Annotated in this window: 20 protein-coding genes; 15 read left to right on the top strand and 5 right to left on the bottom strand. The window is 37.9% G+C overall.

From position 1 onward, the window contains the following. Positions 1-5 precede the first annotated feature (5 nt). Positions 6-365: a YugN family protein gene (locus NSU02_RS12320; RefSeq protein WP_063388524.1), complete on the bottom strand. Its 360-nt coding sequence runs from the start codon at positions 363-365 to the stop codon at positions 6-8. A 200-nt stretch (positions 366-565) separates the two neighbouring features. Here NSU02_RS12320 and NSU02_RS12315 point away from each other — a divergent pair, with 200 nt between their 5' ends. The 7 genes from NSU02_RS12315 (at position 566) to NSU02_RS12285 (ending at position 4,220) form a co-directional block, all read left to right on the top strand. Beyond that, a complete protein-coding gene (locus NSU02_RS12315) occupies positions 566-922 on the top strand; it encodes a CBS domain-containing protein (protein WP_339192982.1) in 357 nt (118 codons plus the stop codon). 136 nt (positions 923-1,058) lie between these two features. Next, positions 1,059-2,090, top strand: coding sequence for a CAP domain-containing protein (locus NSU02_RS12310; RefSeq protein WP_066251847.1), 1,032 nt, complete (start codon positions 1,059-1,061; stop codon positions 2,088-2,090). 82 nt (positions 2,091-2,172) lie between these two features. Next, entirely contained in the window at positions 2,173-2,547 is a 375-nt protein-coding gene (gene ylbD / locus NSU02_RS12305; protein WP_063388521.1) for a spore coat protein YlbD, read from the top strand. A gap of 5 nt (positions 2,548-2,552) precedes the next feature. Next, complete coding sequence (locus NSU02_RS12300) at positions 2,553-2,789, top strand: YlbE-like family protein (protein ID WP_063388520.1); 237 nt, start codon at positions 2,553-2,555, stop codon at positions 2,787-2,789. 181 nt (positions 2,790-2,970) lie between these two features. Continuing rightward, positions 2,971-3,408 (top strand): hypothetical protein, encoded by a 438-nt coding sequence (locus NSU02_RS12295; protein WP_339192981.1) that lies wholly within the window; start codon positions 2,971-2,973, stop codon positions 3,406-3,408. A gap of 64 nt (positions 3,409-3,472) precedes the next feature. Then, the gene (locus NSU02_RS12290; RefSeq protein ID WP_339192980.1) at positions 3,473-3,913 is read left to right on the top strand and encodes a YlbF family regulator; all 441 of its coding nucleotides are present in this window, start codon (positions 3,473-3,475) and stop codon (positions 3,911-3,913) included. A 34-nt stretch (positions 3,914-3,947) separates the two neighbouring features. Then, positions 3,948-4,220, top strand: a complete 273-nt coding sequence (locus tag NSU02_RS12285; RefSeq protein WP_063388517.1) for a YlbG family protein — start codon at positions 3,948-3,950, stop codon at positions 4,218-4,220. 30 nt (positions 4,221-4,250) lie between these two features. On the opposite strand, the gene NSU02_RS12280 is transcribed toward NSU02_RS12285, so the two are convergent. Further along, positions 4,251-4,640: a methylthioribose kinase gene (locus NSU02_RS12280; protein ID WP_130156241.1), complete on the bottom strand. Its 390-nt coding sequence runs from the start codon at positions 4,638-4,640 to the stop codon at positions 4,251-4,253. A 408-nt stretch (positions 4,641-5,048) separates the two neighbouring features. On the opposite strand from NSU02_RS12280, the gene rsmD reads away from it, so the two are divergent. Both rsmD and coaD read left to right on the top strand, forming a co-directional pair. Further along, positions 5,049-5,600: a 16S rRNA (guanine(966)-N(2))-methyltransferase RsmD gene (rsmD, locus tag NSU02_RS12275; RefSeq protein WP_066251986.1), complete on the top strand. Its 552-nt coding sequence runs from the start codon at positions 5,049-5,051 to the stop codon at positions 5,598-5,600. Positions 5,601-5,621: 21 nt separating this feature from the next. Further along, positions 5,622-6,116, top strand: a complete 495-nt coding sequence (gene coaD, locus NSU02_RS12270; RefSeq protein ID WP_063388514.1) for a pantetheine-phosphate adenylyltransferase — start codon at positions 5,622-5,624, stop codon at positions 6,114-6,116. 40 nt (positions 6,117-6,156) lie between these two features. Here the strand turns inward: coaD and ylbJ are convergent, their stop codons facing one another. Then, positions 6,157-7,377: a sporulation integral membrane protein YlbJ gene (gene ylbJ / locus NSU02_RS12265; protein ID WP_133309190.1), complete on the bottom strand. Its 1,221-nt coding sequence runs from the start codon at positions 7,375-7,377 to the stop codon at positions 6,157-6,159. A 153-nt stretch (positions 7,378-7,530) separates the two neighbouring features. On the opposite strand from ylbJ, the gene NSU02_RS12260 reads away from it, so the two are divergent. Together NSU02_RS12260 and NSU02_RS12255 are read left to right on the top strand one after the other, a co-directional pair. Then, positions 7,531-8,325, top strand: a complete 795-nt coding sequence (locus tag NSU02_RS12260; protein WP_063388513.1) for a patatin-like phospholipase family protein — start codon at positions 7,531-7,533, stop codon at positions 8,323-8,325. Continuing rightward, positions 8,315-9,337 carry a SepM family pheromone-processing serine protease gene (locus NSU02_RS12255; protein ID WP_339192979.1) on the top strand — a complete coding sequence of 341 codons (1,023 nt, stop codon included), beginning with the start codon at positions 8,315-8,317 and terminating at the stop codon, positions 9,335-9,337. Before NSU02_RS12260 ends, NSU02_RS12255 begins: the two co-directional genes overlap by 11 nt. On the opposite strand, the gene NSU02_RS12250 is transcribed toward NSU02_RS12255, so the two are convergent. After that, positions 9,334-10,560, bottom strand: a complete 1,227-nt coding sequence (locus tag NSU02_RS12250) for a nucleotidyltransferase (RefSeq protein WP_066251837.1) — start codon at positions 10,558-10,560, stop codon at positions 9,334-9,336. The genes NSU02_RS12255 and NSU02_RS12250 overlap by 4 nt on opposite strands. A gap of 131 nt (positions 10,561-10,691) precedes the next feature. Here NSU02_RS12250 and NSU02_RS12245 point away from each other — a divergent pair, with 131 nt between their 5' ends. The 4 genes from NSU02_RS12245 (at position 10,692) to NSU02_RS12230 (ending at position 14,816) form a co-directional block, all read left to right on the top strand. Then, a complete protein-coding gene (locus NSU02_RS12245; protein ID WP_311067354.1) occupies positions 10,692-11,216 on the top strand; it encodes a YceD family protein in 525 nt (174 codons plus the stop codon). Positions 11,217-11,244: 28 nt separating this feature from the next. Then, positions 11,245-11,418 carry a 50S ribosomal protein L32 gene (gene rpmF / locus NSU02_RS12240; protein WP_063388509.1) on the top strand — a complete coding sequence of 58 codons (174 nt, stop codon included), beginning with the start codon at positions 11,245-11,247 and terminating at the stop codon, positions 11,416-11,418. 780 nt (positions 11,419-12,198) lie between these two features. Further along, positions 12,199-12,792: an RsfA family transcriptional regulator gene (locus NSU02_RS12235; RefSeq protein ID WP_327856260.1), complete on the top strand. Its 594-nt coding sequence runs from the start codon at positions 12,199-12,201 to the stop codon at positions 12,790-12,792. 212 nt (positions 12,793-13,004) lie between these two features. Next, the gene (locus NSU02_RS12230; RefSeq protein ID WP_339192978.1) at positions 13,005-14,816 is read left to right on the top strand and encodes an IS1182 family transposase; all 1,812 of its coding nucleotides are present in this window, start codon (positions 13,005-13,007) and stop codon (positions 14,814-14,816) included. Here the strand turns inward: NSU02_RS12230 and NSU02_RS12225 are convergent. Further along, positions 14,794-15,273 carry an N-acetyltransferase gene (locus NSU02_RS12225; protein WP_063388507.1) on the bottom strand — a complete coding sequence of 160 codons (480 nt, stop codon included), beginning with the start codon at positions 15,271-15,273 and terminating at the stop codon, positions 14,794-14,796. The genes NSU02_RS12230 and NSU02_RS12225 overlap by 23 nt on opposite strands. Positions 15,274-15,362: the final 89 nt, after the last annotated feature.

The raw sequence follows: 15,362 nt of genomic DNA, 5'->3' as shown, positions 1-15,362 counted from the left end.
GTTTTTCAAACAGTTAAGCTTTCAATCGCTTCTTTTGCCCGCTTTAACAGTTTTTCGCTTGACTCAACGATGACGGCTGGAAAATGTTCATCCTCTCCATATTCGACACCATGAGGATAATAATGTTTCCCTAATATTGGAGTTAGCAATTTAATAAGTGCGTAGCGGCCTCCCACATCGCCTTCAATACAATATCCTTGTACTCTTAAATAAAAAACATCGCCTTTATGCTCAAATTTCTTGTCAAACGTCACACGGTCATAATCCCATTGGCCGGCAAGGATAAAACCTAATTCTGACAACGCATCCTTAAGGTGAGACAATTCCACCGTCAGCCCTTCCAGGCCGATTTGTTCAAATTTCATATGTATTTCCCTCCTAAGCGCTTCGAACAAAAAATTGATTTCTCTCTACTGTTTAATAATAGTATGAATAATTAAAACATGCAATGTTATATATATAGCATTTACACAATGTTCAAATAAAATTCGGTATTCAAATGGAGAGCGAATAAAGAAAATCGAAATTTCCCATAATAGATCAAAAAGCATAAGAGGTGTCCTCATTGAAAAAGGTAAAGGAAATTATGTCAACAAATTGTATTTTTTGCACACCGTTAGATAATGTGTTTGAAGCGGCTGTGAAAATGAAAGAGTCAAATGCTGATGTCGTTTTAATCGTTGAAAATGATCAATTAGCAGGAATCATAACCGATCGTGATCTTGTGACAAAAGGAATTGCAGAAAAACGTCCTGGTTCTACGAAAATTACGGATGTAATGAACGACGATGTTGTTACGATCACTCCTGATGCATCAGCAGAAGACGCAGCTGAGATGCTTGCAGCTCATCATATTCATCATTTGCCGGTTGTTGAGGATGGAAAGGTTGTTGGCATTATAACAGAACGTTGTTTTACATGATGAGAAGACAAAAACTACACCATTAAAAATGAGAGAAGTGAATTTTTCATGAAATGTTTGCAAAATTTCCCCATTTTTGATTAAAATGACTTAAAACAGAATATATAAGAAACAAAGAAAGAAGAGGGGAATTGAACTGAAAAGAGTTACAAGAATTATATTGATATTTGTAATTATTACATTAACATATATCGTATATGTCACCTTTCAAAAGGAACCAGTACTGCCTCCGGAACAGCAAAATTTTCAAGAGAAAACGGACAAAGAAATAAAAGTGGGGGAAGGAGTTATCTCATTTGTCGGAAGATCTTCCAAAGAAGTACTAAAAACTTTTGGCAAACCTGATCGGATTGATCCATCAAGATATGATTATGAATGGTGGATATACCGAGATGATTTGCAGCAATACAAGCAATTCGGTGTTTTAAACGGAAAGGTCGTTACAGTTTTTGCTATTGGAAAAGAAGTAAATGTAGATCCGTTTCAAATTGGCCAGCCGTCTACCCAAGTATTTCATATTGTCGCTCCCAATTCATTTGTCACAGCAGATATTGGTTTAAACTCATACCGGTTCGAGCTGTCGGAGGATGATCTGAATGTCAGGCCGACAGTCCGTTTGAATGATGATCTTTATGTTCAGTTGTATATGGATAAATTCACTGGAACGTTATCGAGCATTAGAGCTTTTGATGTTCAAACATTAGTAAAACAGCGTCCATATGAAGTAGTATATAGAGGCGAGCTTTTAGAGGCAGAGCCTATAACAGAGGAAGAGCAGCGGAAAATTGAATACGGGGAAGAACAACAAATTGTTGACATAACAAATGTAATTCGAACAATAAATGGTTTAAGTCCTCTTAAGCAGGAAGAAAGCACAGCGAAAGTCGCTTATTCTCACAGCAAGGAAATGAGTGAAAAAGGATATTTTTCTCATGTGTCGCCTGAGAGAGGCTCTCTTTCCGATCGTTTGACATCGGCTGGGGTTCATTTTGAAATGGCTGGTGAAAATATTGCGCATGGATATATGGATGGAATTGACGTGGTCGAAGGCTGGCTGAATAGTGAAGGACACCGAAAAACGCTTCTTGATGAACGGTTCACACATATAGGGGTAGGAGTGTATGAAAAATTTTATACGCAAAATTTTATTGCAAAGCGGGCCAAATGAAGAGGCTCGCTTTTTCATTTTATCACCAATTTTTCCGTTATCGATATATTAAATATAAGAAAAACGTTTATGAGGTGATCGTATGAAAACAAAATCGTTATCAAAACTCGAACTGTTTAAACAATTTATTAAAAAACATCCAAAATTAATAGAAGAAGTCCGCAAAGAAAAGAAAACATGGAAGGAGATTTATGAAGATTGGCAGCTTTTAGGTGAGGAAGATCCTTTGTGGAATAAATACCGATCAAACAGTATGAAAAGCCGTAAACATCAACAAGGTGATTTTCTGAAAAATATTTTACAAACTTTTCAGCATTTAGATGTGGAGACGGTAAACGAACATTTATATAAAATGAATGATGCGATTTCAACTATTCAAAATCTTTTAAAAGAGATCGAGAGCAGCCGCAAATCAGATCCGAATCATTCGCATCCTTTATCGTTTAGAAAGGATTAATAACGATGAGAAAGGACTTGTATTTATATATTCAACAAAATCCCCTTTTAAAGCAATACATTCGCGAAAAGCCATATTGGTACCGCACCTTGACTAGACATCCTGAATTTCTTGAGAAAATGGAAATTAGCATGGCAAATGACTATTATCTAACTCTGCCGCATAAAATAGAAAAATTTTCGAATTCTATTCAAATGATGTCGATGATGCTGGCGATGCTGCAAGCATTTCGCGAAAATTAACGGTTCAAATGTGTTTGTAAGAAAATAATCATTTTTCCTAATGGAATGAAAAAAACGGGTTTTTGTTTGTATTCCACACTCAGCAGCTTCCGAATTTGTGAATGACGCGTCAGCGTCTTTTTTATTTTTAAGCACATGTTTTTACATAAAGTGTTGAAAATATATGAAAAAGGAGGCATCAATGATTATGCAAATGAAATGGCTCGCAATGCTGACGCTTCTCACGATTATGGCGGCTTGTTCCCCAGAAAAACCGGTACCGGAAGGAAATAAAAAAGACAGCATCGTTCCGACAGAAATTCATGAATCCGACAGAAATGCCATTGAAACGATGAACAGCCAAATAAGAAAATTTCAAGTTCGTCATCATGTAGAAGGAAACAACGTTTATGTAGAATGCTATGTACCTGATTTTACATTTAACGGTGAACGGAACACGAAAAAAGAAGGAGAAGGTCATATCGTATTATATATTGATGGAAAGAAAAAAAGTGATATTTATTCTGCTGCATTTATTATAAAAGGATTGTCTAAAGGGCGGCACACAATCAACCTGGAATTAGTATATAATGATTCAACCAGCTATCAATTGAAAAAAGAATGGATTGTAAATATATGAGAAACGCAGGCGTTGTAAATAAGATGATGTTCGTGCTACAATCAATATTGGAGGTGTGATCTTAATGGTTACGTCAATGGAAAGCGTTCTGCTTTTAGATGAAGCGGAAGCTTTAGCAAAAATGATAACAGAATCAGAACTTGCGATCGAATATCGGCGTTCATTATATAATTTGCAAAATGATCAAGAAGCTCAAACAATCATTCAAAAATTTGTCAAAATAAAAGAGCAATACGAGGATGTCATGAGATTTGGCAAATATCATCCTGATTATAATCGAATTAAAAGCGAAATGAGGGAAATTAAAAGAGAACTTGATTTAAATGATAAAGTCGCTGCATTTAAAAAAGCGGAAAAAGAAATTCAAAAACTTCTCGATGAAATCAGCGTGTATATCGGACGAGCTGTTTCAACAGCCATTAAAGTTCCGACTGGAAACCCTTATTTTGAAATGATGCCTAGCTGTGGATGCGCATCAGGCGGAGCATGCGGCTGTTCAGCTTAAACGGGTTTAGAAGCAAAGGAAAAGGAGAATCGGGATGTTTGAAAAAAGACAGGGAATTATTGTTTGGCTGCATTCTTTAAAATATGTAAAAAGTTTGCGGAAATTTGGAAACATTCATTATGTTTCAAAAAAAATGAAATATGTAGTTCTTTATTGTGATAGAGAACAAATAGACGAAATAATGGACACCATTGCATCATTTTCTTTCGTAAAAAGGGTCGAACCTTCTTACAGGCCGCTTTTAAAAATTGAATTTGAATCAAAAGTGGATAAAGCGAAAGAATATGATTATAAAATTGGATTATAAATAGGACAGCCGAGAATTTAGGCTGTCCTACTATTGTAAAGAAGGTATGTATCGGTTCATCCGCAATATGCCGATTAAATGCTGGTAATACAATTCAACATCAGAAAATTGGTCTGAAGGCTTTACAACAAGCTCGATCAGCTCATGACCATATGTTTCGGCAGCCTGTTGAAAAAGTTCAAATCGTTTGTTCGTTTTTTTCTGCGGATTTGGGATCCCTTCCCGGCAAATATAAAGAGGCTGGAAATCACCTATCTCCGTCGGTTTTAACACAATGACGAACGAACAAACCTCTTTTCCATTTTTTACTGTATAAAGGACTAGAAAGTGCGAAATCCGGTCTTGATTTCTTTTTGCGATTTCCAATAATTCGTATATATCTGAATATCCTTCTCCTAGTTCAATAAATCGCTGGATCATTTTTATCCTTCCTCCAATGGGTATTTGGTTGCTAAATTCATAAGCTAAATGTATTGCGCTTTCGTCCGTAAATAAATGTATCATGAAAATGGAAGAATTGAAAGAATAAAAAAAAGCCTGCAGATTGGATCTGCAGGATCCTTCCTAGCTTTGAAGCCAAATCTTCAAAGCAGAAGGGAAAGGGAGAGGAGAAACCGGAGGAAGAACTTATGGGGAAACGTAAGTCTTCTCCGCGGTTGGCAACAACACCATCACAACTGATGTTGTCACTTTCATTATGGTCAATTGGCAAAAAATTATACTCGCTTCTGCAAAAAAACAGCTGTCAAATTTAATTGATGATCTTACATTTTCTATGTTAATATTATTCCGAGCCAAAAGGAATTTTGTCAAGTTGTGGTGAATGATATGAGAGTGGTTTCCGGTGCATTAAAAGGACGAGCATTAAAATCGGTTCCTGGAAAGACGACAAGACCGACGACAGATAAAGTAAAAGAAGCAATATTTAACATGATCGGACCATATTTTGAAGGGGGACTTGCTTTAGATTTGTTTGCCGGCAGCGGCAGTCTTGGAATAGAAGCTTTATCAAGAGGGATAGAATGCTCTATTTTTATTGATAAAGATATGAAAGCGATTCAAACGATTCGAGAGAATTTAGAAAATTTAAAGTTAAACGACTGTTCTGAAGTATATCGCACCAGCGCTGATCAAGCGTTAAAAGCTGTCAGCAAACGCGGGCTGAAGTTTCGGATCATATTTCTGGATCCGCCTTATAAAAAACAAAAATTAGAATCTATTCTAAAGGTAATTCATGAGCAGTCTTTATTGTCAACGGATGGTGTCGTTGTGTGCGAGCATAGCTATGAAGTAACATTGCCAGACCAAGTTTTATCACTTGCAAAAACGAAGTCTGAGAGATATGGTATAACAAGTGTATCTTTGTATCAAAATGTTTGAAGTCGGATGGGGGTATTTATTTTGGCAAGCATTGCAGTCTGTCCGGGAAGCTTTGATCCCGTTACATATGGACATTTAGACATCATAAAGCGGGGGGCAAATGTATTTGAAAAAGTGTATGTTTGCGTTTTAAACAATTCTTCAAAAAAGCCGCTATTTACTGTAGAAGAAAGATGTGAGCTGCTGAGAAAGGTAACGGGCAACTTACCAAACGTATACATTGAATCCTTTCAAGGGCTGCTCGTTGATTATGCGAGAAGCAAAAATGCGAACGCTATATTGAGAGGCCTTCGGGCTGTTTCTGATTTTGAATATGAAATGCAAATCACTTCAGTGAACAGAGTGCTGGATGAAAATATAGAAACTTTTTTTATGATGACAAACAATCAGTATTCGTTTTTAAGTTCAAGTATTGTTAAAGAAGTCGCTAAATACGGCGGAAAAGTTTCTGAGCTTGTACCGTATGAAGTGGAAGAAGCATTAAAGAAAAAATATGAGCATATGTATAAAAAATAATTTTTTGAGGTTCGGAAAATTTTGGTTTCCGAACCTTTTCTTATGTTCCACTTTTATTTCTTAAACGAAAGTAGTAAATCAAAATATACACAATGAGCGTGCAAATCGTGATAACGGGGCCGACTTTGGAAAGGAGCAGCCAATACTCCGTGAGAAAGCTTGGAGTTTTTTCAAATATAAATGCCGGTGCATAACCTTCATTCTTTGACAATAGATCGATATATAAAGGCTTGAATAAGATCAAAGCAGAGAGGCTTGAAAAAATCCCTTGCATAATGCGGGCGAAGAAAAAAGGCTTAAAGCGGATGTCTGTTTCTGCTAAAATGCTTGCCACTTGTGCTTGAACGGAGAAGCCGCTGAATGCCAATATAAAGCTTGTGATGATCACCTTATCCAGCATGGCGGCTTGTGCCTGGCTTGTAAGCTGGCTGCCTAATGTTATTTCAAACAGTCCGGAAAAAAACGGAACGGAAAGCTCAGTCGGTATATGAACAAGAATAAACAAAGACGATATGAAAGTTGCTGCTATGTCCGCCACATGAACGATGCTTAAAATTTGATTTAATACCGAAAACAAAATGATAAAGCCCCCGATGACGAGCAGCGTTTGGACAGAATTGAGAACGGCATCCCCGAGCATTTTTCCAAGAGGTTTTTCATTTTGCATTCTCATTTCGTGCATAAGCTGAAACGCTTTTTTAAATGATGGCTTCGAATGTACTGTTTCCTTTTGCGGCTTTTTTTCATCTTTTCCCCAAAATCTCATCGTTAGCCCGACGAAAACATTTCCTAAATAATGCGAAACGGCCAGCAGCAATCCGAGATTTTTATCTTGAAAAAAACCTATTGACACAGCTCCGAAAATAAATAGCGGATTTGAAGAGTTGGAAAAAGACACAAGCCTTTCCGCTTCATGTCTTGAGATCTGGTTTTCTTGTCTTAATCTTGCAGTTAATTTTGCCCCGGCGGGGAATCCGGAAGCCATCCCCATTGCCCAAACGAATCCCCCTGCTCCTGGAACTTTAAAAACGGGCCGCATAAGCGGTTCTAAAAACACGCCGATAAAACGGACCACACCGATTGATATAAGAATTTCCGAGACAATAAAAAAAGGCAGCAAGGAAGGAAAAACAATGTTCCACCACATATGTAATCCCCGCTTTGATGCCTCAAGTGAGGCGTCAGGAAAAAAAATAATCGCGCAGGTGATAAAGAAAATAACGGTTGCGTATAAAGCAGTTTTAATTTTTGCCTCTTTCAATTGTTATGCCCCCTATTGAAAACTGCACACGTATAAGCTGACATGATAGAATGAATAAGAGGTTTTCGTACAACCTATAATTCAATATACGTGAATAGGGTGGCATTTTAGACCATATGATGAATAACAAATTCATGAAAGGGGGCTCCGTTTATGCCGAAACATCCAACAATTGGTGTGGCGTTAGGTTCCGGGGGAGCTAGAGGGTTTGCTCATCTGGGTGTTTTGAAAGTGTTGAAGCAGCATGAAATACCGATTGATATGATTTCCGGTTCGAGCATGGGGGCCCTTGTAGGAAGCTTTTATGCCTCAGGCTTAACTGTTGAACAAATGTATAAATTGGCGGCAGCATTTAAACGAAAATATTTTATCGATGTGACCGTTCCAAAAATGGGGTTTATTCAAGGAGACCGCATTAAACAGTTAATTCGAATTTTTACCCGAAATCAAAATATAGAAGATTTGCCGATTCCTTTAGCGGTCGTTGCAACCGATTTAAATGAAGGGAAAAAAGTTGTTTTTCGAAAAGGTCCTGTTGCGGATGCCGTTCGGGCAAGCATTTCGATTCCGGGAATTTTTGTTCCTTTTTCTTATAACGGCTCGTTATTAGTTGACGGAGGAGTGATTGAACGGGTTCCCGTTTCAGCGGTGAAAGAAATGGGGGCTGATATCGTAATAGCGGTCGATGTATCACATGTCAAAAAAGAAGCTCGCATTCAGTCCATTTTTGATGTCATTATGCGGAGTTTAGACATTATGCAAAATGAGTTAGCGCAGCATCGAATAACATCAGATGTAGTGATCTGCCCGCGTGTTGAACATTTTCACAGCGGAGCGTTTACGAAAATTGATGAAATTATTAAACTCGGTGAAGAGGAAGCAACGAAACATATTGATGAGATCAAGAATAAGATCAACCAATGGAAGGAGACCAATCATGAAAAGTAAACGCATTATTATTTCTCTTATCATCAGCATCATTGTCGCACTCTCCGGTTCCTTCATCAAGCTCCCTTATTATATTACAAAACCGGGATTGGTCAATGATTTATCCAATATGATTCATGTTGAAAACGGATATAAGGAAGAGGGCAGCTTTTCGTTAACAACAGTCCGTTTCGGGAGAGCAACATTATTTACGTATTTATGGGCGAAAATGCAGAATGATTATGAGATTATGCCGATTCAACATGTCCGCCAAGAAGATGAATCTGATGAGGAATATATAAAACGTCAAATACATATAATGGAAGCTTCACAAAAAGCTGCGATTACCATCGCCTATAAAGAAGCCGGCAAAAAAATTACTATTCAAAATAATGGCGTTACAGTATTGGAGGTTATGAAAGAAGTACCGGCAAGGGAAAAATTAAAAGTTGGCGACCGAATCGTCGAAGCCGATGGAATGAATATAAAAACTTCAGAGCAATTCACTGATTATTTAAAAGGGAAGAAAAAAGGCGATCATATATCACTAAAAATAAACAGAGATGGAAAAATAATTGAAACATCAGTAGAACTTGTCCAAATTCCTGGTTATCCTAATAAAACGGGTCTCGGTGTTGGCGTCGTGACGGATAAAAAATTGACGACTTCACCAGGTATTACTATCAATACAAAAGATATCGGCGGTCCTTCAGCAGGTCTGATGATGGCTCTTGAAATTTACGATCAGCTGACGGAAACGGATTTAACAAAAGGATTAGAAATTGCTGGAACAGGAACGATTAATGAAAAAGGGGAGATAGGTCCGATCGGCGGCATTTCACAAAAAGTGATAGCAGCAGACCGTGCTGGGATTGATATATTTTTTGCCCCTAACGAAAACGGCAAGAGAGGCTCCGATTATGAAGAAGCGCTGAAGACACGAGACTCCATTCATTCTGATATGAAAATCATACCGGTGGATACATTTGATGATGCCGTCCATTATTTAGAAACAAGAAGGACTTCCGGTTAAGGAAGCCCGTAACGTATAGGAGGCATTGTATACTCGAGCTTCATAAACTCGGTTGCGGCAGGTTCGTTGAGGATGAGCGCATAAACATTTGTCGCTCTGAGATCCATTTCCAATACATCTGAAGAATAGGACGAAACTTTAGAAATAAGCGGCAGCTCCAACTGTTTTTTAACAGCTTGCAAATAGCTTTGCCCCCGCCCTGACATTCCGAGCAAACGAATATACGGGGCTTTTTTCGTTTTTAATATGCTCGCCATTTCTTCTTTTTTCGTATTGGTCAAAAGATAGGTGCATAATCTTTGCAATCTTGTCCATGTGTATCTCTTCGTTTTCAAGAGAGATAGAAACTGGTGGAATGATGCGGCCCTTTTAATATGGTGAACAACGCGGTGTTCCAAGCCTTCGTCCATTTCATATATTTCTTTTAATTCTGTTAAAGTTTTGGACAATATAGAATATTTTAAAAATGGAAAGTAAAGCTCCCAATCGTGAAAGGCTGAATAAGTTTGTTTATAATTCAGTAAAATGCGAAACGAACTTTCCGGAACATAATGTTTCATGGAAGACAAGTTTTGTTCATGAACAATGTTTTTTCGGATGCTTGTTGCGCTGGCAATGCTAGGGTGATGGTATGATTCATCATGGTAGCCGGCGCCAATTCTCTCGATTGTAAGAGGCTTCATCGAGCTTTTTTGTTGAACAATGGCTTTGACATATTGAAATCCTAATATATTGTTCGGTTTGCTTAAATCTAATAGCGTTTTTTCTCCGGAAGCAATTTTTTGAAAAGCAATGGAAACGGCCTTTGGATAACTGTTGCCTTTCGAAAGCGCTGTTTTCAAAAGATGAACGAAATCATCGCTTCTTTTTTCCAGCAGTTCATATGTTTCAAGAAAAGCGTCAATTTTTCCGACCTCGCTTCCGAAACATAGTGAATCACAGCCAAGTGCATCTAAAATCGACACGGCGCCGCTGGCGAAAATTTCTGCGCTTTGCGTTGAAAAGGCAAACGGAAGTTCAAAAACTAAATCTGCGCCGCCTGCTAGAGCCATTTCTGTTCTCGCCCATTTTGAGACGAGTGCCGGCTCTCCCCTTTGCAAGAAATGACCGCTCATCACTGCAATGACAATATCAGCATTTGCTTTCTTCTTTGATTCGGCTAGATGGTGTAAGTGACCATTATGAAATGGGTTATATTCTACTACAATTCCGACCGCCTTCAACTCCATCACCTTCTTTTTCAATTCATCAATATATTTGTGCAATAATGCCTATATTATAGTGTAAAGGAAAAATATTGACAAATACTTATTTGAAAGCTATAATAACCTTTGTTGTCTTGAGGTGATATATGTTGAAATGGTCTGTTCATCAATTATATAAACTGCAGAAAAAAGGCTTACAAATCAATGAAGATGTCGATCTATATGATCTTGTCCAAAATCATCCTGATTTGCGGGAGATAACTCCTGTTCATGTTCAAGGACATGCAGATATAAGCTCTATGAAAGTCATCTTTCATTTAACAATTACTGGCGAAATGACGCTTCCTTGCGCAAGAACACTTGTTGATGTTAAATATCCATTTGAAATCCGCACATCGGAAACGTTTTTGTTTAGCTCCGACGAGTATGAAACGAGTGAGCAAACACATGTTGTTCAAGGAGAAGTCATTGATTTAATGCCAATCATTCATGAGCTTGTCCTTTTAGAAATTCCGCTTCAAGTGTTTAGTGATGAAGAGGAAAACAAGCAGGAAGCAGCACCTCAAGAAGGAAAGTTTTGGAAGTTAATAAATGAGGAAGAACAACAAAACAAAATTGACCCAAGATTAGCTAGCTTAGCTAAGTTATTGGATAAGAAAGAAAATGATTCTTAAAGCATTGCTCTGTAAGGAGGTGGGAAAAATGGCAGTACCTTTTAGAAGAACATCCAAAACGAAAAAAAGATTGCGCCGTACACATTTTAAATTACAAGTTCCAGGTATGGTAGAATGTCCAAACTGCGGAGAAATGAAGCTGGCGCACCGCGTATGCAAATCTTGCGGAACATACAAAGGCAGAGAAGTAGTAAACAAATAATGAAAAGTGACCATTCCCGTGTCAAGTAGACAATTTAGCTGCGGCCTTTTCTCGATATTCAGTCGGGGAAAGGCCGTTACATTTTGTGAAAGCAAATGCGGCTTAAGATCTGCTTGAACGGCTTGATCGTTTTTGGAGCTTTCTGTATTAAAGCGCGAGAAAAAGCTTTTCAATACATACATATTTTTTCTCCTGGCACAAAGGCTTCCTTGAATCTTTGAAAATTTCTTAATCCATTCTGCAATCTGTGCATCTCTTTATTCCTAAGGCCCCATGAAGCTGCCGAGAAAACGATCCTTCCTCTAATGTTAAGCGAACGACTTCACGAATATGAGTAGAAGATTTGTCCTTTTAGCATAAATCTCCTCCAAGCTAGACTCTAAAAAATATCCTCTTTTTTGACAGCCTGCCTGCTGGCGGAATGGGAAAAGATGTGAAGAAAATGTCGAATGCCGAATTAGAACAACCGCTTCTTCCAAATTTACTAATGCATCTCTCAATTCTCCCTCGATTTTCAAAAAAAAACTTTTTAGGAAGCAGAAGAAATGTCAATGAAAGAAGCACATTCTTTTTCCTTTCAACTAAAACTGTGCTTCTATCGTTTCTATTACAGGCATATATATTATTAAAAATTGCATGAAATAGTTGAGATGAGGCAAAAAGCTCGCATCACAAAATTTAGAAAAGAGAATGGAAGCAACAATTGATTTGTTACATCTCATTCTATTTTTAAAAAATCATTTTTTAAAAAAAGTCAAATCAAAACGGAGGGATGAACAAATGGCGGTGACACGGCAAGATGCATGGACAGAGGATGAAGATCTGCTCTTGAAAGAAATTGTTTTGCAGCATATTCGCGAAGGCGGAACACAACTAAAGGCTTTTGAGATCGTTGCGGAGAAACTTTCAAGAACGGCTGCTGCATGCGGTTTTCGCTGGAATTCATATTTGCGAAAAAAATATGAAACAGACATTGAACTTGCGAAACAGGAACGTAAAAAATTTAGACAGCAAAAAGAAAAGAAAATTTCCGAAAAAAAGCTGCTTCATTATGAGGAAGCAGGTGGAAGATCGGAAATCACTATCGATGATGTGATTGCTTTTTTAAAGTCTACACAGCACCAACCGGTGAACAATCGGTTGGAAGAAGAAAATAAAAGCTTGCGTGAAAAAATCTCTTTTCTAGAACAAAAAGTAGAAGAATTTAAAAACGAAAATGAACAATTACATGAACAATTGAAGAAGATTGAAAATGAATTTTACGCTTTTATTAAAATGATGGAAAAAGTGAGGGAACGAGCAGGATTGAAAGAAGAGGCGGAGGAAGAAAAAATGAAACATAAAAAAAGACCGTTTCAGTTCGGTCAGGAATGAAAAAAGGGAGATTCTAAAAATAGATGAAACCGACAAAGCGTGTCGGTTTCATCAACTATCGACTTCTGACTTTGAAAAGGGGCTGTCCAAAAAGTCAGGGTAACTGACTTTTTGGAGCCCCTCATTTTTCACTTTTAAAAAAATGCACAAAAAAATCGTCCTTTCTAGTAAAATGAAGTTACCACACAACATTACAGAAAGGACGATTTTTTATGAGCAATCAAATGATTACTCGTGAAAATTATAACACACAAATGACACTTCCTCTAGATGGAAAAGAAGAAAAAACTCCTGCCAAAAGAAATTTAGCCCCTACTTTCAAACCATATGACAACCGTCAAGTTCAAATGATTTATGATATTGAATCTCTTATACCCGAACATCACGTGGCACGTGTCGTGGACGAAATGGTGGAGGCGATACCAGATAAACAATTGTTTTCTCATTATAAAGGCGGCGGCAGAAGTTCCTATCATCCCAAAATGATGCTGAAAATCATTCTGTATGCTTATTCTCAAAAGGTTTATTCCTGCCGAGGAATCGAAAAACTCGTTAAAGAAAATATTCCTGCCATGTGGCTTTCAGCGATGCAACAACCAGATTTTCGCACCATTAATGAGTTCCGAGGGGAACGGATGAAAGCTTTCATGGATGAGCTCTTTGAAGTCATGATTCTCAAATTGATAAAAGAACATTACATCACGATGGAAAACTACTTTTTGGATGGCACTAAGATCGAAGCCAATGCCAATAAGTATTCTTTTGTGTGGAAAAAATCCACTTTGAAATTCGAAGAGAAATTAAAAGAAAAAATCCAAGAAACACTAAAGCACATTCATGAATTAACCCAATTAGAAGCCGGAACAGGGCAAAAGGAAAGCGATCAACATACAGAGATCACCGAACAAAACCTGGAGGAAACCGCAAAAGAAATAGAAGAAAAAGTTGAAACGCTAACGGAAGAAATCGAAAAGGAGACCGATACATCCATTCGGAAAGAGAAGCGAAAAAAACGCAGTCAATTAAAGAAATCGGTGAAACAAATTCGGGAAGATTTCCTGCCCCGAATGGCAAGATACAAGGAACAAAAGGAAATGTTCGGTGACCGTAACAGCTACTCGAAAACAGACAAAGACGCAACCTTCATGCGCATGAAAGAAGACCATATGAAAAACGGTCAGCTCAAGCCCGGATACAACGTGCAAATGGGGACAGAGAATCAGTTTATCTTGTTTTATACCATTCATCAACGACCGACCGATACACGTTGCTTTATCCCACATATGGAGAAGCTAGCCTCCAGTTCATTACCGATGCCCAAAACGGTCATTGCGGATGCAGGCTATGGTAGTGAAGAAAACTATGTATATGCAGTTGGTGATGAGAAAGAGCCCCGTTTTGAGTTTCTAATTCCTTATGGGAGCTATGTAAAAGAACAAACACGTACATACAAAAAAGACATTAAAAATGCCAAAAACTGGACCTATTGTGAAGAGGATGATTGTTTTATTTGCCCGAATGGAAGGAGAGTAACGTTTAAAAAATACCAAAACAAAAAGAATCCATCTGGCTATGAACAAAGCTTCAAAATATACGAATGTGAAGATTGTACCGATTGCCCATTGAAAGCGAAATGCACAAAAGCGAAGGGAAATCGTCAAGTTCACTGGAATCCCATCTTCGAAGAAATGAAAGCAAAGGCCAAAACAGCCCTTGAATGTGAAGAGAAAGCCGCCATCTACGCTCGACGCAAAGTCGAGGCAGAAAGTGTGTTCGGTCACATCAAGGGCAATCGGTCGTTCCGCAGATTTTCTTTGCGGGGCCTCGACAAGGTACATGTTGAGTTTGGGATTGTGGCATTAGCCCACAACATACTGAAAGTAGCCGGTATCCGCCAGCTACTTTCAGATAAAAATCGAAAAAATATAAAAGCAAGTGGAGAGAAACGAATTGTTTTTCTCCACTTGCTTCATTTTAGGGACTTATCGGACAGCCCCTTTTTTAATGAGCGCCCTTTTCTTTGACAGTGACACCGTTAGGATACCAAACGAGAGGATTTTCTCCACGATCTCGTTTCATATCATACTTTACAGGGACAAAGCCCATCTTTTCCCAAAAGCCAGCCGATTTCATACGCGGATTTGTTTTTATAGGCAAGCCGAACGATTTGGCAAAATCAACTAGCGCTTTTCCATACCCTTTTCTTTGGTATTCAGGAAGCACTTCCAATTTCCATAACTCAAGATAGTCCTGTTTTGGCTCAAAATATTGATCATATTTTTTATCCACCCGATATAAACTCATCCGGGCAATTAATTTGTCTCCGTAGTAAATCCCGTAAAAGGGCGAATCGCTGTTATTTTCGATAATATTTGCTTCTAAATCCTCCAGCATGGATAATTCTTGTAAACCGTATTCTTTAAATTTTTTAAATTCCTCTAAAGTTTTATAATTGACTAATAATTTTTCCACTTTTACCATGGCGAATCTCCCCCAATTGCCGCTATAATGATAGACGCCTTTTCACTCACATTATACTAAACATAAAGAGAAAATAACATTGAAAAAAT

Origin of the sequence: Aeribacillus sp. FSL W8-0870 (genome assembly GCF_037963755.1) — a bacterium.
GTDB classification, from domain to species: domain Bacteria; phylum Bacillota; class Bacilli; order Bacillales; family Aeribacillaceae; genus Aeribacillus; species Aeribacillus composti.
This window is presented reverse-complemented; position numbering and strand designations above follow the sequence as displayed.